Origin of the sequence: Pseudomonas sp. S49 (assembly GCF_009866785.1) — a bacterium.
Lineage (GTDB): Bacteria > Pseudomonadota > Gammaproteobacteria > Pseudomonadales > Pseudomonadaceae > Aquipseudomonas.
The window spans coordinates 3,011,220-3,034,797 of the sequence record NZ_CP019432.1 but is presented as its reverse complement, the minus strand read 5'-3'; the positions used below and the strand labels follow the sequence as shown (position 1 = coordinate 3,034,797).

Annotated in this window: 20 protein-coding genes and 2 riboswitches; of the genes, 4 read left to right on the top strand and 16 right to left on the bottom strand. The window is 58.8% G+C overall.

The features are described 5' to 3' along the window. Window positions 1-102 precede the first annotated feature (102 nt). From PspS49_RS13400 to PspS49_RS13370, 7 genes are all read right to left on the bottom strand, one after another. Window positions 103-1,317, bottom strand: a complete 1,215-nt coding sequence (locus PspS49_RS13400; RefSeq protein ID WP_160039711.1) for an amino acid deaminase — start codon at window positions 1,315-1,317, stop codon at window positions 103-105. A 42-nt stretch (window positions 1,318-1,359) separates the two neighbouring features. After that, complete coding sequence (locus PspS49_RS13395; protein WP_160042514.1) at window positions 1,360-2,124, bottom strand: IclR family transcriptional regulator; 765 nt, start codon at window positions 2,122-2,124, stop codon at window positions 1,360-1,362. 157 nt (window positions 2,125-2,281) lie between these two features. Further along, window positions 2,282-2,671, bottom strand: coding sequence for a RidA family protein (locus tag PspS49_RS13390; protein WP_003225452.1), 390 nt, complete (start codon window positions 2,669-2,671; stop codon window positions 2,282-2,284). Window positions 2,672-2,702: 31 nt separating this feature from the next. Next, window positions 2,703-3,494 carry an amino acid ABC transporter ATP-binding protein gene (locus tag PspS49_RS13385; protein WP_150752044.1) on the bottom strand — a complete coding sequence of 264 codons (792 nt, stop codon included), beginning with the start codon at window positions 3,492-3,494 and terminating at the stop codon, window positions 2,703-2,705. Beyond that, a complete protein-coding gene (locus PspS49_RS13380) occupies window positions 3,491-4,153 on the bottom strand; it encodes an amino acid ABC transporter permease (protein ID WP_127927117.1) in 663 nt (220 codons plus the stop codon). Before PspS49_RS13380 ends, PspS49_RS13385 begins: the two co-directional genes overlap by 4 nt. Window positions 4,154-4,162: 9 nt before the next feature. Continuing rightward, entirely contained in the window at window positions 4,163-4,825 is a 663-nt protein-coding gene (locus tag PspS49_RS13375; protein WP_038368362.1) for an amino acid ABC transporter permease, read from the bottom strand. Between the two features lie 52 nt (window positions 4,826-4,877). Then, complete coding sequence (locus tag PspS49_RS13370) at window positions 4,878-5,726, bottom strand: transporter substrate-binding domain-containing protein (protein ID WP_160039709.1); 849 nt, start codon at window positions 5,724-5,726, stop codon at window positions 4,878-4,880. Window positions 5,727-6,150: 424 nt separating this feature from the next. On the opposite strand from PspS49_RS13370, the gene PspS49_RS13365 reads away from it, so the two are divergent. The 3 genes from PspS49_RS13365 (at window position 6,151) to PspS49_RS13355 (ending at window position 7,602) form a co-directional block, all read left to right on the top strand. Further along, window positions 6,151-6,555 carry a hypothetical protein gene (locus tag PspS49_RS13365; protein ID WP_150774548.1) on the top strand — a complete coding sequence of 135 codons (405 nt, stop codon included), beginning with the start codon at window positions 6,151-6,153 and terminating at the stop codon, window positions 6,553-6,555. 91 nt (window positions 6,556-6,646) lie between these two features. Further along, window positions 6,647-7,078, top strand: a complete 432-nt coding sequence (locus PspS49_RS13360; protein WP_127927113.1) for a thioredoxin family protein — start codon at window positions 6,647-6,649, stop codon at window positions 7,076-7,078. Window positions 7,079-7,134: 56 nt separating this feature from the next. Continuing rightward, on the top strand, window positions 7,135-7,602 hold the full coding sequence (locus PspS49_RS13355) for a hypothetical protein (protein ID WP_127927111.1): 468 nt from the start codon (window positions 7,135-7,137) through the stop codon (window positions 7,600-7,602). 41 nt (window positions 7,603-7,643) lie between these two features. Here PspS49_RS13355 and PspS49_RS13350 read toward each other — a convergent pair whose 3' ends face one another. From PspS49_RS13350 to cobW, 9 genes are all read right to left on the bottom strand, one after another. Continuing rightward, window positions 7,644-7,925 carry a type II toxin-antitoxin system RelE/ParE family toxin gene (locus tag PspS49_RS13350; protein ID WP_127927109.1) on the bottom strand — a complete coding sequence of 94 codons (282 nt, stop codon included), beginning with the start codon at window positions 7,923-7,925 and terminating at the stop codon, window positions 7,644-7,646. Next, entirely contained in the window at window positions 7,915-8,163 is a 249-nt protein-coding gene (locus PspS49_RS13345) for a type II toxin-antitoxin system Phd/YefM family antitoxin (protein WP_038368375.1), read from the bottom strand. The genes PspS49_RS13350 and PspS49_RS13345 overlap by 11 nt, the downstream gene beginning before the upstream one ends. Window positions 8,164-8,458: 295 nt before the next feature. Beyond that, window positions 8,459-10,018, bottom strand: a complete 1,560-nt coding sequence (locus PspS49_RS13340; RefSeq protein ID WP_160039707.1) for a TerC family protein — start codon at window positions 10,016-10,018, stop codon at window positions 8,459-8,461. Between the two features lie 458 nt (window positions 10,019-10,476). After that, window positions 10,477-13,113, bottom strand: coding sequence for a P-loop NTPase fold protein (locus PspS49_RS13335; protein WP_160039705.1), 2,637 nt, complete (start codon window positions 13,111-13,113; stop codon window positions 10,477-10,479). Window positions 13,114-13,173: 60 nt separating this feature from the next. Next, window positions 13,174-14,820, bottom strand: a complete 1,647-nt coding sequence (locus PspS49_RS13330; protein WP_160039703.1) for a phospholipase D-like domain-containing protein — start codon at window positions 14,818-14,820, stop codon at window positions 13,174-13,176. 174 nt (window positions 14,821-14,994) lie between these two features. Then, on the bottom strand, window positions 14,995-15,606 hold the full coding sequence (locus PspS49_RS13325) for a VWA domain-containing protein (protein ID WP_160042512.1): 612 nt from the start codon (window positions 15,604-15,606) through the stop codon (window positions 14,995-14,997). 53 nt (window positions 15,607-15,659) lie between these two features. Then, window positions 15,660-16,661: an AAA family ATPase gene (locus tag PspS49_RS13320; RefSeq protein ID WP_160039701.1), complete on the bottom strand. Its 1,002-nt coding sequence runs from the start codon at window positions 16,659-16,661 to the stop codon at window positions 15,660-15,662. 223 nt (window positions 16,662-16,884) lie between these two features. After that, entirely contained in the window at window positions 16,885-20,733 is a 3,849-nt protein-coding gene (gene cobN / locus PspS49_RS13315) for a cobaltochelatase subunit CobN (RefSeq protein ID WP_160039699.1), read from the bottom strand. A 3-nt stretch (window positions 20,734-20,736) separates the two neighbouring features. Next, on the bottom strand, window positions 20,737-21,810 hold the full coding sequence (gene cobW / locus PspS49_RS13310) for a cobalamin biosynthesis protein CobW (RefSeq protein ID WP_034154301.1): 1,074 nt from the start codon (window positions 21,808-21,810) through the stop codon (window positions 20,737-20,739). A 98-nt stretch (window positions 21,811-21,908) separates the two neighbouring features. Then, window positions 21,909-22,121, bottom strand: a riboswitch (cobalamin riboswitch). 908 nt (window positions 22,122-23,029) lie between these two features. Beyond that, window positions 23,030-23,252, top strand: a riboswitch (cobalamin riboswitch). Window positions 23,253-23,375: 123 nt separating this feature from the next. Between cobW and PspS49_RS13305 the strand changes: the two genes are divergently transcribed. Beyond that, window positions 23,376-23,573 carry a CbtB domain-containing protein gene (locus tag PspS49_RS13305; RefSeq protein ID WP_122844784.1) on the top strand — a complete coding sequence of 66 codons (198 nt, stop codon included), beginning with the start codon at window positions 23,376-23,378 and terminating at the stop codon, window positions 23,571-23,573. Window positions 23,574-23,578: the final 5 nt, after the last annotated feature.

The window sequence follows — 23,578 nt, the reverse complement described above, 5'->3', positions numbered from 1 at the left end:
TCTGGAATGGCGCCTTCGCGAGCAAGCTCGCTCCCACAGGGGAATGCATTCCAAGTGTGGGAGCGAGCCTGCTCGCGAATGGCCGCGACTCGGTATCGAGTCCTAGAAACAAGTCTCCATGCTCTCGATCACCGACAACTCTTCATCCACCAACAACCCCACACGCCACTTGTCGAACGTCAGGCACGGATGCGACGTACCAAAAGAAACGATGTCACCCACGCGCAACTCTACGCCCGGCGCTACCGTCATGAACGCGTGCTGATCCATTACCGCCGTGACCTTGCACGCACCGACATCCTCGCCCAGCGCCGGCACTACACCCGCCTGATAACGCAGCAACGGCACCGGCAAACCGGCATCGAACGCGACATCACGTTTGCCCAGTGCGATCACCGCAAAACCCGGCTCCGGCAGCGACTGCACGTGGGCCCAGACTTCCAGCGCCGGACGCAAACCTTCGTGAAGATCACTGCGGCGGTCGAGCACGCAGCACTGCGCCTCTTTGTAGATGCCATGGTCGTGCGCCACGTAACTGCCCGGGCGCAACACGCTGAGGAAACGCCCCGCCGCGTTCTGCGTTTCGAACGATTCGGCAATCAGGTCGTACCATGCCGAACCCGAGGCGGTGATGATCGGTTTGGCGATGGCGAACGCGCCGCTGTCCTGCAACTGCACCGCCAGACGCACCAGGGATGCAGCAAACTCACGAATCCCGCTGACCGCGTGATCGCCGTGAATCACCCCTTCGTAACCTTCAATGCCGGTCAGGGCCAGCGCCGGTTGCGCGTTGATCGCCTTGGCCAGTTCAATGACTTCCTGCTCGCTACGGCAACCGCAACGTCCGCCAACCACGCCGTATTCGATCATCACGTTGAGCTTCACTCCACGCGAGGCGAAGTAGGCACCGAGATCGGCAACGTTGTCCGGGTGATCGACCATGCAATAGAAATCGAACGACGGATCGGCGAGCAGATCGGCGATCAATGCCATGTTCGGCGTGCCGACCAATTGGTTGGCCATCAGCACGCGGCGCACGCCATGGGCGTAAGCAGCCTGGGTCTGGGTCGCGCTGGCGAGGGTGATGCCCCACGCGCCGGCGTCGAGCTGACGCTTGAACAGTGCCGGGGTCATGCTGGTTTTGCCGTGGGGCGCGAGTTCCGCGCCGCTGTCGCTGACAAACTTCTGCATCCAGCGGATGTTGTGCTCCAGCGCTTCGCGGTGCAGCACCAGCGCCGGCAGGCTGACGTCACGCGTCAGGTGCGCGCCAATGGCCGCGTCGCCCTTTTCCACAGCAGTATTGATGGCAGTCGTCATGGTCGAACTCCTCACTTTTTTCACGGCCGCAGGCAGCCGCGGTTATTCGTTGATACGCCGGGCGAGGCTGTTGGCACTCTCGATCAGCACCCGGCGATAGTCGTTGTAATTGTTCTTCGCATCGGCCCGTGGGGCGACGATGCACAACGTGCAAATCGCTACGCCTTGAGAGTCTTTGACCGGTGCGGCGAAGCAATGGGTAAAGGTGTCGGCAACGCTGTCGAAGGAGAAAAATCCATCGATGCCGGCCTGACGGATTTCGGCGAGAAAACGCTCCAATGGCAAACGTTCGCCGTCGGGCAGGATGTAATCGTCCTCGTCGATGAGGTCGATGATCTGCTGATCGCTCAGGTGTGCGAGCAGCAGGCGCCCGGAAGCCGTCCACGGGATCGGCGCGTTTTCACCGATGTCGGAGGAAATACGGAAGTGCCGCTCGCCCTCCTTCATCAACGCCACCGTGTATTTGCGCCCGTTGAGCAGGCACATCTGCGCGGTTTCATGGGTCTGGCTGACGATCTCCTGCAAGGCGTGATCGGCTTCGCGACTGAGGTCGAAATGACGCAAATGCGCCTGACCGAGGAAGTACAACTGCCGGCCGAGATAGACGTGACCGTCCTTGCCCACCGGCTCCAGAATCCGTCGTTCGAGTAACGAAGCGACCAGTTCGTAGACGGTGGATTTCGGGCTGCCGATGCCGTTGGCGATGTCGTTCGGACGCAGCGGCTGGCCGACTTCCTTGAGGAAATCGAGGATATCGAACGCCCGGTCCAGACCGCGGGCCCGGCGCTTGATGGTGTCTTCGGTCATTTCAGTGGTTCCCATTCAAAGTCGCCGGGAGTTTACCGCTAATGATCGTTCCCATGCTCCGCGTGGGAATGCAGCCCGGGACGCTCTGCGTCCCTTGGAACGCGGAGCGTTCCGAGAGGCATTCCCACGCAGAGCGTGGGAACGATCCGCGTATTGGTCAGGGTTTCTTCTTGTACGCAATGCAGTCGATCTCGACCTTGCAATCAACCATCATGCTCGCCTGCACACAGGCGCGGGCCGGTGCGTGCTCAGGCTTGAAGTACTCGCCAAAAACCTTGTTGAAACTGCTGAAGTCCCGCGGATCGTCCAGCCACACGCCAGCACGCACCACGTCTTCCAGGCCATAACCGGCTTCTTCGAGAATCGCGATCAGGTTCTTCATGGTCTGGTGGGTCTGCTCGACGATGCCGCCGACAATGATCTCGCCATCCACCGCCGGTACCTGGCCGGAAACGTGCAGCCAGCCATCCGCTTCAACGGCGCGAGCAAATGGCCGTGGCTGGCCGCCAGCGGCGGTGCTGCCGGTGCCGTAACGCGTAATGCTCATGGGTGTTTCTCCTGATTGAAAATGTGAAAAGTCAAAACCGCGTGCTCTTGAGAAATTCCGCCAGACGCGGCGATTGCGGGCGCTCGAACAGATCCTTGGGAGGCCCCTGCTCTTCGATCCGCCCCTGATTCATGAAAACGATTTTGTCCGAGACCTCGAAGGCAAAACGCATCTCGTGGGTCACCAGCAACATGGTCATGCCGTCTTCGGCCAGGCCCTTGATCACGTTGAGCACTTCGCCGACCAGTTCCGGATCGAGGGCCGAGGTGACCTCATCAAACAGCATCAAACTCGGGTTCATCGCAATCGCCCGGGCAATCGCCACGCGCTGTTGCTGACCGCCGGACAACTGGCCGGGAAAGTGATTGCGCCGCTCCAGCAAGCCGACGCGCTCCAGCCATTTTTCCGCGAGGACGACGGCTTCGTCCTTGTGCATTTTCTTCACCTTGAGCAAACCCAGGGTGACGTTTTGCAACGCGGTCAGATGCGGGAACAGGTTGAATTGCTGGAACGCCATGCCGGTCATCGCACGATGGCGGGCGATGACTTTTTCTGCATGCCGAACACGCTTGCCGTTGACCTCGTCGTAACCGATGGATTCACCGTCGAGCAGGATCTGCCCGCCCTGGAATTCCTCGAGCATGTTCACGCAACGCAGCAGCGTGGTCTTGCCCGAACCGCTGGAGCCGATCAGCGTGACCACGTTGCCGCGCTGCATGCTCAGATCGACACCCTTGAGCACTTCGACCGCGCCGTACTGTTTATGCAGGCCACGGATGTCCAGCAACGCCTGAGGCTGTGGGGAAACTTGAGCTTGAGTCATGGCAAGGCCACCCGCTTTTCAATGTGCCGGCCGAGTAATTCGATGCCGTAGTTGATGACGAAGAACAGAAAACCGGCGAACAGGTAGAACTCCAGAGTCATGAAGTTCCGGGCGATGATCTGTTGGGTACTGAGGAGCAATTCGGCGACGCCGATCACCGACAGCAAGGTCGATGCCTTGACGATTTCAGTGGACGAGTTGACCCAGGTCGGCAGGATCTGCCGCAGCGCCTGAGGCAACAATACGTAGCCAAGGGATTGATAGAACGTCAGGCCGATGGCCTGGCTCGCTTCCATCTGCCCGCGCGGCAAGGCTTGCAGCGCACCACGGACAATCTCAGCCACATGAGAACCGCAAAACAAGGTCAGACCCAAGGCGCCGGCCTGGAACGCGCTGATCTGCCAGCCCAGCGCCGGTGCCATATAGAAGCAGGCCAGTACCAGCACAAATACCGGTGTGCCGCGAATCAGGTCGACGTAAAAACGAAACGGCGCGCGCATCCAGAATTTGCCGTAGGTCAGCACCAGACCGGTGACCACGCCGAGCACAGTGCCGAGCAGAATCGCCAGCGCCGACACTTGCACACTGGTCAAAAAGCCCTGCCACAGCGGCTCACGCGCAATCCACAATTCATGTAACCAACTGGGAGATTCGTACATCGCAGCCTCCTATCGGCGGATCGCCAGACGCTGCTCGAGGTAACGCAGCAGCATGGCAATGAGGTAACAGGCCGCGACATACAACGCCGTGGTCACCAGCCAGGTTTCGATCACCCGGTAGCTTTCGACGTTGATCTTGCGCGCGTAATAGGTCAGCTCCGGGACTGCAATTGCGGCGGCCAGCGAGGTGTCCTTGAACAGCGAGATGAAGTTGTTCGACAGCGCCGGCAAGACGTTGCGCAACATCACCGGCACGGTGACGTACGCCTTGACCTGCCACTCGCCGAGACCGATCGCCAGCCCGGCTTCGCGCTGACCTTTGGGAATACTCAGCAAACCACCACGGAACACTTCGGTCAGGTATGCCCCGGCATACAGCGACAGGGTGATGATGAACGACGGAATCTTGTCCAGCCGAATGCCGAGACTCGGCAAGGCAAAGTAGATCAACAGAATCAACACCAGAATCGGCGTGTTACGCACCACCGTGACGTACACCGAAGCCAGCACCCGCAAGGCGCGATGCCTGGAAAGCAAGGCAAACGCCATCAGCAGGCCGATCACGCAGCCGATGGCGATCGACACCAGCGCCAGTTCAAGACCCAGACCGAGCCCCGCCAGCAAAGTGTCGAAATCGCGCCACACGGCGGCAAAGTTCAACTGATAGTTCATGGTCAGCAGTACCTTGAGCGGGGCGATGTGAAGTCGCCCCACCCTCACGGGATCATTTGAATTCGACAGGGAAACCGATCGCAGGCGACGGCAGGTCTACACCAAACCATTGCTTGAACGAGGCGGCGTAGGTCGGGAATTCAACGCCGGTCATGGCTTCATGCAATGCGGTGTTGACGAAGTTCAGCCAGTCCTGATCGCCGCGTTTAACCGCACACGCGTAGGTTTGCGGGCTCCACGCGTAGGTTGGGCTGCGATAGCGGCCAGGGTTCTGCACCATCAGGTATTTGACCGAAGACTGGTCGGTGGCGGCAGCATCGGCACGCCCGGAGTTCACGGCTTGGTACATCAGGTCGACGCTGTCGTACTGATCGACCTTGGCTTTCGGCAGGGCCTGATGCACCAGCTCTTCCGCGTACACGTTCTGCAGCACGGCCACGGTGACGCTGTCACCAGCGGCTTGCAGGTCTTCGACTTCCTTGTACTTGCTGTTGTTCGGCAGCAGCAGGCCGACGCCTTCGCGGTAGTACGGCAGCGTGAACGCCACTTGCTGCGCGCGGCTGGCGGTAACGGTGATGAACTGGCAGCTCATGTCGACCTTGTCGGTGAGCAGATTGGGAATCCGCGCATCAGACGACTGCACGACGAACTCGACTTTGCTCGGGTCGTTGAACAGACCCTTGGCGACGATTCTGGCGATGTCGATATCAAAACCCTGCAACTTGCCGTCCGCGCCCTGAAAGTGCCACGGCGCATTGGTGCTGCCAGTGCCGACAATCAATTTGCCACGGGCCAGAACACTGTCGAGCTTACTGTCGGCTGCCTGGGCCATACCCATGACAGCGGACGAAGCCGCAAGAACAAAAACACATGCTTTGAACAACGAAGGACGGCGATGCATGGCAAGCACTCCAGAATTGTGTTTATTCCGCTATACCGGAACACGGTTTGTTACTACGGAATAGACAGCAGAAAGTGTGCCATAGCTTTGGCAATAAAACCCAGGCCTTCGGAAACATTAATCGGTTCAACAAGTTAGCCCGCGGATCTGCGCGCGACTATTGCCAGTAGAAATTTCACCTTCGCTACTGAAGGCAACCGATTGGGAAGTAATGTCACATTTAAGGGCGTGTGCGCGACCGATTGATGCACAGATAAAGCATTGAATCGGACTTGGAAAATGGCTTGATCGCAAGTGACCGCTCATCGGATTTACCGCTCGACCTGTCAGAGTTGACAGTTGTTGACCGGTGAATTGATAGGCCTACTGGTCCGGACCGAACGGGTCAGGAACCGAACTTAAAATCTCAATAAGGACTTTTGAAATGGCCAATCTGATTAAAAATGGTGATTTTGCGAATCAAGGCGATCACTGGACAGCAACAACCCCGAGTAACGTCAGTTACGTAGTTGGTCACTGCATAATCGCGCCTCCTGACTCCATTAGTCAGGACGTTCTCCTGGGTAGCGAGGGCGGCGGTAAATTCATGATCTCGGCAAGAATGAAAACACTGCATGGCTATGCGGGCCGCATCACTGTGCAACCACATCCGACAGGCAACCCGGTTCAACTTGACGTCGGAGGTAACCAAGGCTGGACGATCAAGTTCCAAGAGTTCGACGCCCCTCTCGCGACACTCAAGTTCACGGTGACGGTAGAGTGCAATGACGGTACGTTTGATGAACTTGGCTCTTATTTCGGCGATGTAACGCTATCCAGGCTGCTCTGAGCCAATACTCTTGAAAGCAAGCTTTCATCTCGTGACGGCTTGCTTTCTCCGTGAACGCATCACCACTGCATTCCGAAAAAGGGAGTTTCCAATGGACTCGACAACCCCTTTCGAAGCCTTGCCGGCCACCTACCGCAAAGCCCTGAAAACCTGGCGCCCAGTGATCCTGTATTTCGCCAACGAACACTGCCCCGCCTGCGAATGGGCCGGCCCGATTTTTCGCCAGACGGCCGAGCCGTACCGGCATCGCGCCAATATCTACATGCTCAATACCAGCGAAACTGCCCGTCATCCGCTGGTCACCGGTACGCCCACCGTACTGTTCTACAAGAACGGCAGGCTGGTGAAAAAACTCAAAGGCATCGGCACGGAAGAAACCCTCGCACGGGATTTTGCCGAGCACATCGGCAAGACCAAAGCGCCCACTGCGCCCCGAAAGCGAACGCATGATCTGTCTTGGCTGCGTCAGACACTTCGTACTCTGCGCACTGTTGCACGTGCGCGTCTGCGGAGTCAGTGCTGAACAGGCTGAAGGTTCCGACGCCGCGTTAACCAAAAAGTCTCAGAGAAGGATAGGACATGACGAATTTGATCAGCAATGGCGAGTTTTACGAAGGCGAAAAAGACTGGTCAGTGAGCCTTCCAGAGCACGTGAAATTTAACAAGGATGACTGCGAGATCACTTCACCCGGATACATCAGTCAGGACGTCATTTTCCAATCTGAAGCCGAAGAATATGCACTGTCCGCCAGAATGAAGACTGCATCCGCCTCCACGGCTCGCGTGATATTGACGCTACATCCTGCTGGCGACGAACTTGAGTTGGCGCTGACAGACGATCCCAACTGGCAAGTGCGAACCGACTGGATCCTCGCGCCAGCCGGCACGACCGGAGCCACGGTCAAACTCCAGACAGATGGAGCAATCGGCGTCGCCGCCGCGCAACTTGGCAGTCTGACGCTAATGAGTCTGGAGACTAGAGAAGCGAAAAACACTCTTGAGCGAATCGTGGTGTGGTGGAGATCCCTGTTCGGTGCCAGGGGATAAATCCAGCGTGTCAGGCAACGGACGTCCTTTGGAAATCTATTTCAGCGCTTGGCAGCCTCTGTATAGATTTCGCCTCGCGCTCGCTTGCCAACGGCTATCACCGCGACCACCAATACTTCATCCTTGACCCGATACACCATCCGATATCCGGCGCTCCGCAGCTTAATTTTGTATGCATTACCGAGGCCTTTGAGTCGATCCGCCGGTACATGTGGATTAAGCAGCCGCTCCGCTAGTTTTTTCTTGAACTGATCTCGTAGACCTGCGCCCAGCTTCTCCCACTCTTTCCAGGCCTTTTCAGAAAATTCCAGCTCATAGGTCATCTATTGAGACCTTGATGGTGGGGTCGTTTTCTCGCTCCTTGCAAAGCGCGATCAACTCCAGATCATCAAGGCGCGTCATCATTGCCTCGTATTCTTTGGCAGGTACGCAATAAAACGCTGGTTCATTTCGGTTGAGAATCGCTACAGAGCGTCCACCTCCAGCAGCTACAGTGCCCATCGGATTTTTTTTCAATTCGGAAATACTCGCTACTACGTGAGAAAGAACGATGTGTGCCATTAAGGTGCTTCCTGAAGTACTTTTAACAGCACCTAAAATAGCACCCTCGAAGCTCTTAACTTCGATCCATTTGACGATACCACGTGATTTCCAACGACGTTTCTGTGTTGTCCGTCAGATATTTCTCGCACTTGGGTGGGAACAGGAAGGATCGCTACACTTTTCATCAGTAAATACTGCGGTGCCTGAACCCAAGCATTCACTAGCAGGCTCGCTCCCACATTTGCAACGCGTTCCAGTGTGGGAGCGAGCCTGCTCGCGAAGAGGCCGGCACAGTGAGTAGAGAACTCCAGGATTACGCTGGCGCGCGCACCAACAACACCCGCGTCACCCGCCGCTCTTCCACGGCTTTGACCGTCATGTGCCAGCCTTCAAGCTCCAGACGATCACCGATCACCGGCAATCGATCCAGAAGGCTCATCACCAACCCGGCCATGGTCTGATAGTCCTCGGTCGGCTTGGCGCCAAACCCGGTGCGTTGGCGCACCCGCGCCAGGTTGAGCGCACCGCTGACCATAAACCCGCCCTGCTCCTCGACGACATCCGGGCCTTCGATTTCGCTGGCATCCGGCAACTCACCGGCAATCGATTCGAGAATGTCGGTCATGGTCAACACGCCGACAAAATCACCGAACTCATTAACCACGAAAGCAATGTGCGTCGACGCAGCGCGCATCTGCTCCAGTGCGTTGAGGATCGAATAACTGTCGAGCAGGTTGATGGTCTTGCGCGCCAGATGTTCCAGATTCGGCTCGGTACCGGCCAGGTACTCCTTGAGCAGTTCCTTCTTGTGCACGAAGCCCAACGGCTCATCCACCGCACCGTTGCGAATCAACGGCAGACGCGAGTAGGACGAGTGCATCAAGCGGGTACGAATCGCCTCGCGGTCATCGGCCAGATCAATTGTGTCGACATCGGCGCGCACGGTCATCAGCCCGCGAATCGGCCGCTCGGCCAGTTGCAGCACGCCGCTGATCATCACCCGCTCGCGACGGTCGAACAGTTCGGCACTTGGCGCGTCACCGTCGTCGAGCAGGTCGGAGATTTCCTCGCCGACGTCTTCCGCCGCCAGTTTGCGCCCGCCCAGCAAGCGCATGACCGCGTGAGCAGTACGTTCGCGTATCGGTCGCAGGCCTTGCATCGAACGTTTGCGGCGAGCCCGGGCAATCTGGTTGAACACCTCGATCAGAATCGAGAAGCCGATGGCGGCATACAGATAGCCTTTCGGAATGTGGAAGCCCAGACCTTCGGCCGTCAGGGCAAAACCGATCATCATCAGGAAGCCCAGACACAGCATGATTACCGTCGGGTGCGCGTTGACGAAGCGCGTCAACGGCTTGCTGGCAACGATCATCAAGCCAATCGAGATGATCACCGCAATCATCATCACCGCCAGTTCATCGACCATGCCCACGGCGGTAATCACCGCATCCAGCGAGAACACCGCGTCGAGTACCACGATCTGCGCAACGATCGGCCAGAACATCGCATAAGCGCTGTTGGTCGTGCGTTCACCGACATGACCTTCAAGACGTTCGTGCAATTCCATGGTCGCCTTGAACAGCAGGAACACACCACCGAACAGCATGATCAGGTCACGGCCGGAGAAGCTCTTGTCGAATACCTCGAACAACGGCTGCGTGAGGGTCACCAGCCAGGAAATACTCGCCAACAGGCCCAAGCGCATGATCAGCGCCAGCGACAGGCCGATAATCCGCGCACGGTCGCGCTGATGCGGCGGCAGTTTGTCCGCCAGGATTGCGATGAACACCAGGTTGTCGATACCCAGCACCAGTTCCAGCACGATCAATGTCAACAAGCCTAACCAGGCTGTGGGATCCGCTAACCATTCCATAAAACGTCTCGATCTCTCTCAGTAAATTCAGGCTGCCGGACACGGCAAAGCGCAACGCGAAAGCTCTGGAGCCGCGTTAGCAACGATAGTCGGATGTCGGAAAACTGGATGTTGCGAGTGCATCAAGACCGCGCCATGGCGCGAGGGGAAGCGGTAACTGGGAGGCTCCGAGAGGGTGTTCATGTAGATCCTGAATGAAAAATGGCCTTGGAGCGTACAGGCTTTGGGAACATTTCCTACAGCGGCAAATCATTTCAAAATCTGTACGCCGTCAGCTTTGCTTCCTCCTAACGGGTTAAGGGAGGACAGCACCTGCGCTGAGTGCCGCGGGCCACAAACCTTGTCCCGAAGTGTCGGCACTCTGGGCGCAGATCCGCGACCGGTTGTACCTCGGTCGCGCCCGTCAGCACTGGCCACCGTATTGCCTGATGGCCGCTGAAGCCTCACACACTATTGCATCAGCCATCAAACGAGTAACGCTGGATAATTCCAGTGTAATTTTTTACCCGGTGGTTTGCTCCGCCCAGAGACTTCAAGACCAAGTCATCGTATATCTTCAATATTTCGTCAAGCCGATTGTATTCGGCTATATTTTTTTCATATTGGGTGGTCGTGCCCATGGTCAGTGTTCTGATCGCTTTCATCTCAAAGATGTCTGACCTCTCATTAACGGAACGTAGCAAGTTCGAAAAACAGAGTGGAGTCGCCATTGCAATAGCCAAAAGGGTGAGCAGTGCGTTGTACTCCCCGTCCTCCAGAACCTTTAAATCGTCGGATTTGAGGCTAACTTTGATCAAACGATAGACATTCAGAAATCGAAGTGCACGTCGAGGCGATGCCCCCATGAACCGCGCCAGTTTTTGCAGCGTTTGCGTCTCGCCTTCGGTGAGGCGCATCGGTTCCGACGCAACACCTTCAACATTGACGACCTCGACCGGGAGAGGCATATCAGGAACCGGAACAACACCGTTCATCGACTCCGCGTTCTTTATTCTTTCCAGTTGGCTCTTCAAAAACTGCTCACTCGATGCACTGTCCATTGGGCGCATCCAATAGGGTATCTGGAAGATTTTCTCCAAGTAATCAGACACAGACGCGGTCTGAGATTGCTCTTCATTACCCGTCATCAAATTCGGGTAACGCTCAAGCAATGCCTTGCGCACCCAACGCACATCTACAGCAACCATGACCACAAACAACGGGAAAGTAAGCAGCAGATGCACAGCCTGCAGTACTTCGACGACCTTATCCGGTGGGCAACGATCCAGGTCGTCGATGTATAGCGCAATACGTTTGAACGATCGAACTTCATCGGGTGGTTGTGTTGCAGCGGCACGCAACTTCTCGATGTCACTCTCCTCCAGTAGCCCGCCATTGGCTTCCAGAAACGCCTCCATCTTCGCTACGAATGCCTCTCGCTCTGCCTCGACCGACTCACGAAGACTGCTCGCCTCAGCCACATTGAAGGCCAGCTCTTCGAAATCCTTGCGTACTGTAGCGATCAACCCAAGGTGCTGCGCATAGTCACCGTCAGTCGCACGAGCGCGAACAAACTTCTTCAAACGCCCCGCACCGGTTCCCTGAGAGAAATCGTGTGTTGCGTGAGCCAACTGTTCACTGGTGACTTGCACCAAGGCCTTGGCCTCATCGACGGCTGCATTCATCCTCGCCAGATCTTGGCTTGCCACCTTAAATGTCCCTTGCTCCTTGGCAAGCCGACGATTGATGACGTCATCCAGTGCCTTCTTGCCCGACTCCAGCTTCTCCAGTGCGCCGCGAATTTTGCCCCAGACGTAACGCAGGCGCGCAGTGACAGCTGTCACTGCAACACTCAACAGGATCAGATCTTCATGCAGGCTGCCTAACGAAGGAACCTGGTTTTTTAGCACTGTCAGTCCTGTCGCAATCCATGGCAATGCCAACACGAGCCCCGTGAAAACGCCCACGCTCCTCCAACTCAGTAATTGAGACTTGTAACCGCTGGCGAGCAATTTCGCCCTTACGGTCTCGTTGCGCAGAGCATTGGATACCTCTTGAAAGTCTTTGACGTCCACAGCCAATGTGTCGATCCCAAGCAACTGCATGGCGCTCGTCATCTGGTTTTTTGCAGTTTCAACCTCTTCATCTTTATTTTCGGCGCCCAATATTTTGCTCAGCGTTTTAAAATAGATCATGGGCGAAGAAACAACTTTTGCGTGAGCATCTTCCAGTTCTTTACGAGCCTTGAGCAGTTGTTCGGCGGCCGCACGTTGGTCCCGGCGGCGCCGAACCAATTCCTTCGCCGCATCCAGCGTCAACATTCGAGAAGTTGATAAATGCTCGAGCAAAGGGTCGCGTACCTCAGGATTGTGCTTCGTGTACCAGCGATCCAGTTCAATGAACAAATGGTTGACCAGACTCGCCCACAGATTGGTTTCTGCGTAGTGCCAAGCATTGAATCGAATCTGTACGACATCCGTATGGAAGGCTTTAGAACCCGCTTCGGGTGCTTGGACGCTTGGTTCTCCCTTGATCAAACGCTCGATGTGCTGATAGATCAGCCGCATGAAAAATGACTTTCCGCTGCCCCAGTTGCCAAATAATCCGATGGCTAGAGGCGGAGTGAAATCCTTGGCTACGGCAAGGCGTGCAAAAGCTTTAGCTTCATCGTTGGCACCCAGGCGATCGTCTAGATCAGTTGCCCAAGGATCATCATTCTGAGTAATTACAATGGAGGTAGTGGCTGGGCGGCTGGTAGGCTTTTCCTGGCCCGAGACAAAGACCTGCGCCACCTCCTCCACCTCATCGGACACCTGAAGTGGTGGATCTTTTCGAGGTTCCTCTGATACTGCGGAAGTTTTATTCGATGCCGTCTTGGACTTTTCACGTACAGGTTGCAGGGTTTCTAGTGCTCGATAAAGATTTTCAGGCGGAATACGCTGCCTTGAACGCTGTCCCTCTAATGGGTCCGTTTGGTGCCGGTAAGTCGAACTTTCGTCGGGCCTAGTCGAGTTCGTGTCACGCTTTTGCAAGCTCTCGTCAGGTCTTTTCGAATTCTCGTCACGCTTTTGCGAGCTCTCGTCAAGTTTTTTCGAATTCTCTCTTTTGTTATCCATGACACGCTCCAGCTCGTACGAGCAACCCAAGAATAGATTTGGTGAATAGGTCAAAAAACGCTAACGTCCGGCAAAGCGCAGACGTGACAGCTGGCGCAAATCCCCTTCGAGGTAGTAATCGTTGGTCCAACTGTCGTCTATCGCCAATGGACTCACCTGCTTCAACGCCAGTTTCTTCGCGAAATAACGAAAGCGGTAATGCTCGTAGAACCGCAGCAGTTCCAGACCATAGCGGTCGGCAAGATCGGTGTCGCCACGAATGATCAGGTAGTTTTCATCATTGCCATTACTGGCCGAAGCGCTGAGGTTGTGGCTGCCGCTGATGATGGTCGGGGTGTCTGTGGTGAAGTCAGTGACCACCGCTTTGGTGTGCACCAGCAGATTGCCTTTCTGGCCTTTCATGTTCTCGCGCAGCCAGCCTTCCAGCCCGGTATTGAGCAACGCAGTGGCGGCGAATTCGGCGCTGCGGTCGGCGTGGAATCCGCTGATGCGACTGGCAGTGTTCTGCAGACCATAACGCAGAATGTCATCGTGCGGCTGGCCGAGTAACGCGTTAAGAATCGCGTCCGGCAGCGAAAACGCCGTGACGAACAGCACGTCCTTTTTTGCCGCGCTGATGATCTCAACGAACGCTTTCAGGTCAGCCCCGCCGGTACGCGGTGAAAAACCGGCGAATAACGGCTGTTGCGCATTCATCGGGTTGTGTTCGGTGACCCAGTCGCGGGTTACACCGACATCATCCGGCTGCACCCAGATCTGCTCGAACATTTGCAGATAACTGGCAGCAACCGATTCGTCGTCCAGCACATGCACCACATTGGCCTGACGATAGACCCCGTTGGCGGTGAAGTTGGTGCTGCCACACAGAACCGCTGCAGGCTGATGCTCGCCGCTGCCATCGACGCGACTCAGAACGATGAACTTGTTGTGAAAGATGTTATGGGTCACCCGCCCGCGTTTGCTCTCGAGCGGCAGCGCCGCCAGACTCGCTTGGTTGATCGTGGTGTCTTCGTCATCCAGCCGCGCGTGATACAGCACCCGCACCTTTACGCCCCGCGCGAATGCCGCGTTCACCGCCTCGATGATCGCCTGCAATTGGTATTCATAGATGGCAATGTCCAGCGCCCATTGCTCGTCGACGGCGCGCTCGATAAAACCCAGCAAGCGCCCGAGCAAGCCGTTTTCCAGCCACTGACGGGCCGCATCGGGCCAGGCTTCGATGGGCATGTTTTTGTTGGCGCTGATCTGTGCGTCGAGATCGGGAAACTTGCGCTGGAATGCCTGACTGGCGGCAACGGCGCGATTGAAGATCACGCTTTGGTTGCTCGGGTGACCGTCATCGGAAGTGATCGTCAGCTCCAGCGATTCACCCAACTGCACGGCGTCGGCAGAGCCGTAGGCCAGGTGCACACGATAGTGAAGGGTCATGCCCGGATTGACCGCGTAATCAGCCCAGCGAAATTTCTGCAGCGGGGCGGTATCGCTCGGTGTGGCGTGGAACTGCGCAAAGGTGTGCGGCTTGCCGGGGAAGGTCAGGCTGTTAAACAGAAACAACCAGGGTTTGGCGCCCTGCTGCTTTTCGATGGCAAACCCCAGCAGGCCTTTGCGCCGGGGCTCGGCCAGATCCATGGCGAGCAGCACGCCGTTCGTGCCGGCGTAGGCTTTGACGCGGAAATCGTCTGCGGGATTTCTGACCAGTACGCGCATCGCTCACTCCTTGTGATTGGGGCTGGGTGCAGCATAGAGCAGGGATGCGGGTTTGAGTGTTTAAATGAAAAACCGAGGTGATGCCTTCGCGAGCAGGCTCGCTCCCACATTTGAACGCATTCCAGGGTGGGAGCGAGCCTGCTCGCGAAGACGTTCGAACAATCGCCGAAAAGCTCAGAGAGAAATCAGTTCATCGATATGTCGATACTCTGACCCCAACGCCTCGGCCAGATCCCGCGCCCGGCCCAACCGGATCGGCCCGCGCTCGATATCGATCAACAACCCCGGACACGCCAGCGTCGGCAATCCCGACCACTGTTTCAAACGCCCATCGGTCACCACCAGCAACCGCTGCTGCTCCGCAGGAAAACGCTTGCGCCGCACCGCCAGCCATTGCTCGGCCTGCATCAGTGCCGCCATTAACGGCGTGCCGCCGCCGGCACCCAAAGTCTCCAGCCAGACGCGCAAGCCGCTCGACGCTTTCAACCCTTGCACCTGCCATTTCGGCGCCGCGCCACTGGCCGTCAACAACGCCAGGCGCGCACGTTGGCGGTAAGCGTCATCGAACAGTTGCGCGAGCAGGCCTTTGGCATCGCTCAAAGCCTGATGGCGCCGTGTCGAGGCCGACGCATCGACGATGACCAGCCATAGTTCATGCGGCGAGCGCGTGCGCAGTTGAAACAGCAGATCCTCACGCCCCCGAGGACGCCCGTTGAGCAACGTGCCCGGCCAGTTCACCGTACCGCTGCGAGCGACATGACGCTTGCCTTGGCGTCCGTTGTCCAGTCGTCCGGCGCGGGGTCTGGCATTCGCCCCCGCGTCGGACCGGGGGCGAATGCCTAAGGCTTTTTTGGCCAGCTCGGCACTTCACGGCGAGCGCCCGTGGCGAGCGCGGGCGCCGGCATGTCACCCCACTGACCCTGCCCTTCGCTCGGCGAAGCCTGAGCCTCGGCGGGTGATTGGGCTGATTGTTGAGGGCTCGATGCCGGTTGCTCGCGACGACGATGGCGCAGGGCAAACTCGGCCACGGCGTCGATATCTTCTTCACCAATCACCTCAGCCCCGCGCCATGCAGCATGAGCCCGGGCGGCGCGCAACCAGACCAGGTCGGCACGCAGACCATCGACCCCGGCGGCAAAACAGCGCTCGGTAATCTGTGCCAGCGACACGTCGTCCAGCGCTATGTTGACCAAGGCAACGCGAGCGGTTTCGCAGCGAGTACGCAGGGCTTGTTGCTCAGCTTCCCACTGCGCGCAGAACGCTTGCGGATCGCTGTCGAAATCCAGTCGCCGACGAATGATCTGTCCGCGTTCGGTCGGTGCCGTGTGGCCACTGAGGGCGACGTTCAAGCCGAAGCGGTCGAGCAACTGAGGACGCAACTCGCCCTCTTCCGGATTCATGGTGCCGATCAGTACGAAGTTCGCCGAATGCCGATGGGAAATACCGTCGCGCTCGATCAGGTTGGTGCCGCTGGCGGCGACATCGAGCAGCAGGTCGACGAGGTGATCTGGCAGCAGATTGACTTCATCGACGTAGAGCACACCGCCGTCAGCCTTGGCCAGCACACCCGGCGAAAACTGCGCACGCCCCTCACTGAGGGCAGCGTCGAGGTCGAGGGTGCCGACCAAACGTTCTTCGGTGGCGCCCAGCGGCAAGGTGACGAATTGACCACTGGCGAGAAGATCGGCCAGGCCACGGGCCAGCGTGGACTTGGCCATGCCACGCGGGCCTTCGATCAACACACCGCCGATTTTCGGGTCGATGGCGGTGAGGCACAGGGCGAGTTTCAAGTCATCGGCGCCGACCACGGCGGAGAGCGGGAAATGTGGTGTGTCGGTCATTTGGATTTTCTCTGTCGTGGTCATTGGTGTTCTTGGCATTGTGGTGTGTCAGTTGGGATGGCCCTCACCCTAGCCCTCTCCCAGAGGGAGAGGGAACTGACCGAGGTGTTCTGGCGAGTTACGCCGACCTGATATATCGAGCCGAGCTCAAGTTTTGACAGCAACATAGATCGGCCCCCTCTCCCTCCGGGAGAGGGCTGGGGTGAGGGTAGCTTTTGAGCGGCTACATATCTTCCTCTATATCCAGCAGCAGATTTTCCAGCGCCTCTTTATAAGCCCCCGGCTCCTGCCACATCCCCCGCTGTTGCGCCTCAAGCATGCGTTCGGTCATATCCCGCAGCGCATGCGGATTATGCTCGCGAACAAATTCCCGAGTCGCCGGATCGAGCAAATAAGCATCCGCCAACAACGCGTACTGGTGGTCATCGATCAACTGCGTGGTGGCATCGAACGCAAACAGGTTATCAACCGTCGCCGCCATTTCAAACGCACCTTTATAGCCGTGCCGCTTGACCCCGTCGATCCATTTCGGATTAGCCGCCCGCGAGCGAATCACCCGGTTCAGCTCTTCTTTCAAGGTGCGAATCTTCGGCAGATCCGGCTGGCTGTGATCGCCGTGATAACTGGCCGCCGCTTCGCCGCGCAGGGTTTCCACGGCGGCGAGCATGCCGCCCTGGAACTGGTAATAGTCGTTGGAATCGAGCAAGTCGTGCTCGCGATTGTCCTGATTTTGCAACACCGCTTGCACCTGACTCAGGCGCTGCACGAATTGTTCACGGGCGGCGGTGCCTTCGTCGGAACCGCCGTAAGCGTAGGCGCCCCAATTCAGATAAACCTCGGCCAGATCGTCGCGGCTCTGCCACAAACGCCCGTCGATAGCGCCCTGCACGCCCGCACCGTAGGCACCGGGCTTGGCCCCGAAGATCCGCCAACCGGCCTGACGCCGCGCCGTTTCGTCATCAAGACCCGATTGCAGCAAAAACTCACGCTCGGCGCGCACTTTAGCCGCCAGCGGATTGAGATCGTCCGGCTCATCCAGTGCCGCCACTGCTTGCACAGCAGCGTCGAACAGGCGGATCAGGTTGGCAAAGGCATCGCGGAAGAATCCGGAGACTCGCAGGGTGACATCAACGCGCGGGCGGTCGAGCAGGCTCAGCGGCAGAATCTCGAAATCATCGACACGCTGACTGCCAGTGGCCCACACCGGGCGCACGCCCATCAGCGCCATGGCCTGGGCGATGTCGTCGCCGCCGGTGCGCATGGTCGCGGTGCCCCACACCGATAATCCGAGCTGACGCAGGTGATCGCCGTGGTCCTGCAGGTGACGCTCGAGAATCAACGTCGCCGACTGGAAACCGATGCGCCATGCGGTGGTGGTCGGCAGATTGCGTACGTCGACCGAGTAGAAATTGCGTCCGGTCGGTAGCACGTCGAGGCGACCACGGCTGGGCGCGCCGCTCGGGCCGGCGGGGACGAAACGACCGCTGAGGGCGTCGAGCAGGCCGCGCATTTCAGCGGGGCCGCAGGCGTCCAGGCGTGGGGCGACGACTTCGCGCAGATTGTCGATGATTGCGCCGACTTCAGCCCAACGCGGTCCTTGTAGGAGTGAGCCTGCTCGCGATGGCGGTGTATCAGGCAAATCTGTATCGAATGACACTCCGCTATCGCGAGCAGGCTCACTCCTACAAGGGGATTGCAGCGTCTGGAAAATCAGTTCAGTGGCAAACAGTTCGAGGCGTTCGCGGGTGTCGCCGGCGGTGCGCCAGACTTCGTCGCTTTGCTCTTGCAGCTCTGCGGGACGCGGGCCGGTCCATGGATCGGCCAACGCACAGTCGAGCGGATCGAAACCAAGTTCGAATGCTTTGGCCAGTGCGCGCAGCAGGCTCGACTGCGCGCCCTTCCCGTCTCCGCGCGGAATACGCAACAACGCCAACAACGTATCAATGCGCAATCGCCCGCTCGGTGACTCGCCAAAAATGTGCAAGCCATCGCGAATCTGCGATTCCTTCAAATCACACAAATAGGTATCGAGACGCGGCAACCAGATCGCCGCGTCGGCGTCGCTGTCCATCCCGGCGTCGAGTTGCAGTTCGCGGTCGATCTGCGTGTCCCGCACCAGTTGCAGAATGTCGCGCTGCAACTCGCGGGCGCGACGCGGATCGAGCAACTGCGCTTCGTAATATTCGTCGGCCAGCAGCTCCAGATTGCGCAACGGCCCATAGGTTTCGGCGCGGGTCAGCGGCGGCATCAGGTGGTCGATGATCACCGCCTGCGTGCGCCGCTTGGCCTGGGCGCCCTCGCCCGGGTCATTGACGATAAACGGATAGATGTTCGGCAGCGGCCCGAGCAATGCGTCCGGCCAGCAGTTTTCCGAAAGGCCAACGCCTTTGCCCGGCAGCCATTCGAGGTTGCCGTGCTTGCCGACGTGAATCACGCCGTGGGCGCCGTAGGTGTTGCGCAACCAGAAATAAAACGCCAGATAACCGTGCGGCGGCACCAGATCCGGATCGTGATAGACCGCGCTCGGATCGACCTGATAACCGCGCGCCGGCTGAATGCCGACGAAGGTCAGGCCGAAGCGCAGACCAGCAATCATCATCCGCCCGTCGCGGCACATCGGATCGTTTTGCGGCGGGCCCCAGCGTTCGACAACGGCGGCGCGATTGGCCTCGGGCAGCGCATTGAACATCGTCAGGTACGCGTCCATCGCCAGGCTTTGCTGGCACGGGCGCAGATCAATCGTGTCGAGATCGTTGCTGACGCCGCCGAGCAATTGCTGGATCAACTCGGTGCCGCTGCCCGGCAGTTCAGCGGTGAGCGGATAACCCTCAGCCTGCAACGCGCGCAGGATATTCAGCGCCGCTGCGGGCGTGTCGAGGCCGACGCCGTTGCCGATGCGTCCGTCGCGGGTCGGGTAATTGGCGAGAATCAGCGCAATGCGTTTTTCGCCATTCGGCACCCGTGCCAGAGCAATCCAGCGCCGCGCCAGTTCCGCGACAAAATCCATGCGCTCAGGCTGCGCGCGGTAGCAGACCACATCGGACTGGCTGCGCTCACTGCGCCAGGCCAGATCCTTGAAACTGATCGGCCGACTGATGATGCGCCCGTCGAGTTCCGGCAAGGCAATGTGCATCGCCAGATCCCGTGGCCCCAGACCTTGCTCGCTGTCACGCCAGCCGGGCTCGTTGTCCTGCGCGCAGATCGCCTGGATCACCGGAATATTGCGGCGAAACGGCCGCAGATGCGGCGCTTCAGGGCTGGACTGAGCGAATCCGGTGGTGTTGAGAATCACCCCCGCCTCGACTTCATCCAGCCAATCCTCGACCATCGCCAGGCAGCCGGGTTCTTTCAGACTGGCCACCGCGATCGGCAGCGGATTCAACCCCGCTGCCTGCAAGCGCTGGCAGAAAACATCGATGAACGCGGTGTTCGCCGCTTGCAGGTGCGAGCGGTAAAACAGCACCGCCGCCACCGGGTTTTCCGGCAGCCATTCGGCTTGCCAGTCACTCAGTGCGGCGCTGGTTTTGTTCGGGTGGTAAATCGCCGTGCGCGGCAGGGTTTGCGGTTCTTCCCAGGCGTAATCGCGGGCGAGCCAACGGCTGGCCAGACAGCGGAAGAAATCCAGCGCATTGCCCAGACCGCCCTGCCGCAGGAATTGCCAGAGCCGGTCGCGATCTTCTGCATTGACGGTGCTCAAGTCGCTGAGCTCCGGATCGGGACGGTCATCGCCCGGTACCAGAATCACCTGCACGCCACGTTCGGCCAGCTCGACCAAGCGCTCGACGCCATAACGCCAATAGGCAATGCCGCCGTGCAGCGAGATCAGAATGACCTTGGCGTGACGCAGCACTTCGTCGACGTACAGATCGACCGAAGCGTGATTCTGCACCTGCATCGGATTGGCCAGACGCAGGCTCGGATAATCTTCCGGCAACTGCTGCGCGGCTTCGGCGAGCAGCGCCAGGCTGGAGTCGCCGCTGCACAGGATCACCAGCTCGGCGGGGGTTTGGCCAAGGTCGGCAATGTTGTCATCCGAGACGAATCCGCCGGGCTGAGTCCTGAGCAGGTGCATGGTTTAAACGCTGAGCGCAGCGCGCAGTTGCGCTTCGAGTTGGGCGGCGTCGAGTTCCTGACCGATCAGCACCAGACGCGTGACGCGCGCTTCATCGGCGCCCCACTGACGGTCGAAATGCTTGTCGAAACGCGTACCCACGCCTTGAATCAGCAAACGCATTGGCTTGTTTGGAATGGCCGCAAAGCCCTTCACGCGCAAGATGCCGTGCTTGACCACCAGTTGCGTCAAGGCGTCGAGCAGCAGGCTTTCATCAGCTTGCGGAAGTTCGATGGAGATCGAATCGAAGGCGTCGTGATCGTGGTCATCGTGGTCGTCATCGCCTTCACCGTGGTGGTGATCATGGTGGCTGTGGCGGCTGTCGATGTGTTCTTCGGAACCGGCGCCGAGGCCGATCAGCACGTCCAGCGGCAGACGACCGTTGCTGGCTTCGATGATTTTCACCGCCGGTGGCAGCTCTTCGGCGACTTCAGCGCGGACGCGCGCCAAGTCTTCCGGGCTGGTCTGATCGGCCTTGTTGAGGATGACGAGGTCGGCGCTGGCCAGTTGGTCGGCGAACAGTTCGTGCAGCGGCGATTCGTGATCGAGGTTCGGGTCGAGTTTGCGCTGCGCATCGACTTGATCCGGGAACGCGGCGAAGGTGCCAGCGGCTACGGCCGGGCTGTCGACCACGGTGATCACCGCGTCAACGGTGCAGGCGCTGCGGATTTCCGGCCACTGGAACGCTTGCACCAGTGGCTTCGGCAGGGCCAGGCCCGAGGTTTCGATGAGGATGTGATCGAGGTCACCGCGACGCGCGACCAGTTCACGCATCACCGGGAAGAATTCTTCCTGAACGGTGCAGCACAGGCAGCCGTTGGCCAGTTCGTAGACGCGGCCGGTGGCTTCTTCTTCGGTGCAGCCGATGGTGCATTGCTTGAGAATTTCACCGTCGATGCCCAGCTCGCCGAACTCATTGACGATCACCGCGATACGACGGCCTTGGGCGTTATCGAGCATGTGCCGCAGCAGCGTGGTTTTGCCCGAGCCGAGGAAGCCGGTGACGATGGTGACGGGGAGTTTGGCCAGTGTTTTCATCGGTATGCCCTTTGGCAAGCGGCGGGCATACGGGACGAGAACCGGCCACGCGCGTGCGCGCCGGAAGCGTTCGCCACCGGATCACCCCGCCCGGTTGTAGTGAGAATCTGTGACGAGGCAGGTCTCCTGGCTGACGGTGTTCAGGCATTGGGCCTGGCGTTGGCTGCGCCTTCCCGCTGGCTCATGGGTTGAGCTGGCAGTGGCGTGGCAGCGAACATCACCGTTCACAGTTGCGGGGGCAGCCGCGGCATTGACCGCGTTCCCTTCTTAGCTTCGGCAACGGCCGAAGAACCTCGAAAGCGCAAGGCTACGCATCGGGTGGTTATGGGTCAATGGGTTGGGTTTTGGTTATGTGAGCATATCCGTTGCTGCGGGTGCTGCCGCCGGCGGTTTCGCTCTTACAGCGAGTCCCTTTTTCAAACGCCAAAAAGGAACCAAAAGGCTTTGCCCCGGCGTACGGCACTTCGCTGAGGCTCAGTGTTCCCTCGCTACGGTGTCCATCCGGGGGCATCGCCTACGGTTTGCTTCGCTGCACCTCCTCTCGATGAATGCGGCTTCGCCGCACGGCGCTGCGCGCCTACCCCCGGATGAACACCTTCGCTCGGCCTGCCGAAGGGGCAAAAGATCAAAAGCCAAAGCCAAAGCCAAAGCAGGATCAAAAACCAGATCAAGAGCCCCTCACCCTAGCCCTCTCCCGGAGGGAGAGGGGACTGATCGTGGTGTTTGGGAGAGCTACGCCGACGTGCAATACCGCGTTGAACTCAGGTTTTGAAACGCCCGAAAATCGGCTCCCTCTCCCTCGGGAGAGGGCTGGGGTGAGGGGCAGCAACAACGCAAATCAAAAGCCGAACACCCACGCTCTTCACCACTCAATAGGCCGAGTGTCAGCTCGCCTGCTCTTGATCTTGATCCACGGGCGACGTCGGAAGGCTGAGTGGAGGGGTTGATCCGGGCGTGGGAGCGCAGCGACCGTTTGGCGCAGCCAAACACAGCGAGAGGAGGTGCAGCGAAGCAAACCGTAGGCGCTGCCCCCGGATCGATCCCGGAGCGAAGGAACCCCGAGCCCCAGCGAGCGGGCCGCACGTAGGAGCAAGCCTTTTTGGTTACTTTTTCGGCGTCTGGAAAAAGTGACCCGCCGTAAGGGCGGAACCCTAATCAGCCACACCCGCAGCAACGGATATACACCCAAAAATTGACCAAAACCCCACCCCCATGCTCTCCTACACACCTTGTTACGGGTGCCCTTCACAGGGTGAAACGGGAAACCGGTGAATCATGTGCTTTACTCAGAGCCATGTCAGTCCGGTGCTGCCCCCGCAACGGTAAGCGAGCGAAGCGTCAAAACCACTGTGTCTGTACGGCATGGGAAGGTGACGCTTGCAGGTCGGCCTGACGCCAACCCCTCGTGAGCCCGGAGACCGGCCCGCAACACACAGCCCGCACCTTGTGCGTCGCTGAACATAACAAACCCGCGGTGGGCGGGCGCTGTTCGAACCTCTGCGAGCCCGACCCGCAGGGGTTTTCATGCGCTCGATTCACCCACTGACATTCCAGAGGGAAGCGCCATGTCGATCATCAGCAGCACCGGCAGCAACACGGACAAAATCGCCAGCACCACCACCCTGAGCCAACGCCTGGCCGCCGCGATCTTCGCGTCGATCCTCGGCGCCAGCCTGGTCTACTTTGCCGGTTTCTCGCACATCGAAGCGGTGCACAACGCCGCCCACGATACCCGCCACAGCGCCGCGTTCCCGTGCCACTGAGACCT

Coding starts and splice junctions, on each gene's coding strand:
- PspS49_RS13400 (WP_160039711.1), bottom strand. CDS start 1,317: ATGACGACTGCCATCAATACTGCTGTGGAAAAGGGCGACGCGGCCATT.
- PspS49_RS13395 (WP_160042514.1), bottom strand. CDS start 2,124: ATGACCGAAGACACCATCAAGCGCCGGGCCCGCGGTCTGGACCGGGCG.
- PspS49_RS13390 (WP_003225452.1), bottom strand. CDS start 2,671: ATGAGCATTACGCGTTACGGCACCGGCAGCACCGCCGCTGGCGGCCAG.
- PspS49_RS13385 (WP_150752044.1), bottom strand. CDS start 3,494: ATGACTCAAGCTCAAGTTTCCCCACAGCCTCAGGCGTTGCTGGACATC.
- PspS49_RS13380 (WP_127927117.1), bottom strand. CDS start 4,153: ATGTACGAATCTCCCAGTTGGTTACATGAATTGTGGATTGCGCGTGAG.
- PspS49_RS13375 (WP_038368362.1), bottom strand. CDS start 4,825: ATGAACTATCAGTTGAACTTTGCCGCCGTGTGGCGCGATTTCGACACT.
- PspS49_RS13370 (WP_160039709.1), bottom strand. CDS start 5,726: ATGCATCGCCGTCCTTCGTTGTTCAAAGCATGTGTTTTTGTTCTTGCG.
- PspS49_RS13365 (WP_150774548.1), top strand. CDS start 6,151: ATGGCCAATCTGATTAAAAATGGTGATTTTGCGAATCAAGGCGATCAC.
- PspS49_RS13360 (WP_127927113.1), top strand. CDS start 6,647: ATGGACTCGACAACCCCTTTCGAAGCCTTGCCGGCCACCTACCGCAAA.
- PspS49_RS13355 (WP_127927111.1), top strand. CDS start 7,135: ATGACGAATTTGATCAGCAATGGCGAGTTTTACGAAGGCGAAAAAGAC.
- PspS49_RS13350 (WP_127927109.1), bottom strand. CDS start 7,925: ATGACCTATGAGCTGGAATTTTCTGAAAAGGCCTGGAAAGAGTGGGAG.
- PspS49_RS13345 (WP_038368375.1), bottom strand. CDS start 8,163: ATGGCACACATCGTTCTTTCTCACGTAGTAGCGAGTATTTCCGAATTG.
- PspS49_RS13340 (WP_160039707.1), bottom strand. CDS start 10,018: ATGGAATGGTTAGCGGATCCCACAGCCTGGTTAGGCTTGTTGACATTG.
- PspS49_RS13335 (WP_160039705.1), bottom strand. CDS start 13,113: ATGGATAACAAAAGAGAGAATTCGAAAAAACTTGACGAGAGCTCGCAA.
- PspS49_RS13330 (WP_160039703.1), bottom strand. CDS start 14,820: ATGCGCGTACTGGTCAGAAATCCCGCAGACGATTTCCGCGTCAAAGCC.
- PspS49_RS13320 (WP_160039701.1), bottom strand. CDS start 16,661: ATGACCGACACACCACATTTCCCGCTCTCCGCCGTGGTCGGCGCCGAT.
- cobN (WP_160039699.1), bottom strand. CDS start 20,733: ATGCACCTGCTCAGGACTCAGCCCGGCGGATTCGTCTCGGATGACAAC.
- cobW (WP_034154301.1), bottom strand. CDS start 21,810: ATGAAAACACTGGCCAAACTCCCCGTCACCATCGTCACCGGCTTCCTC.
- PspS49_RS13305 (WP_122844784.1), top strand. CDS start 23,376: ATGTCGATCATCAGCAGCACCGGCAGCAACACGGACAAAATCGCCAGC.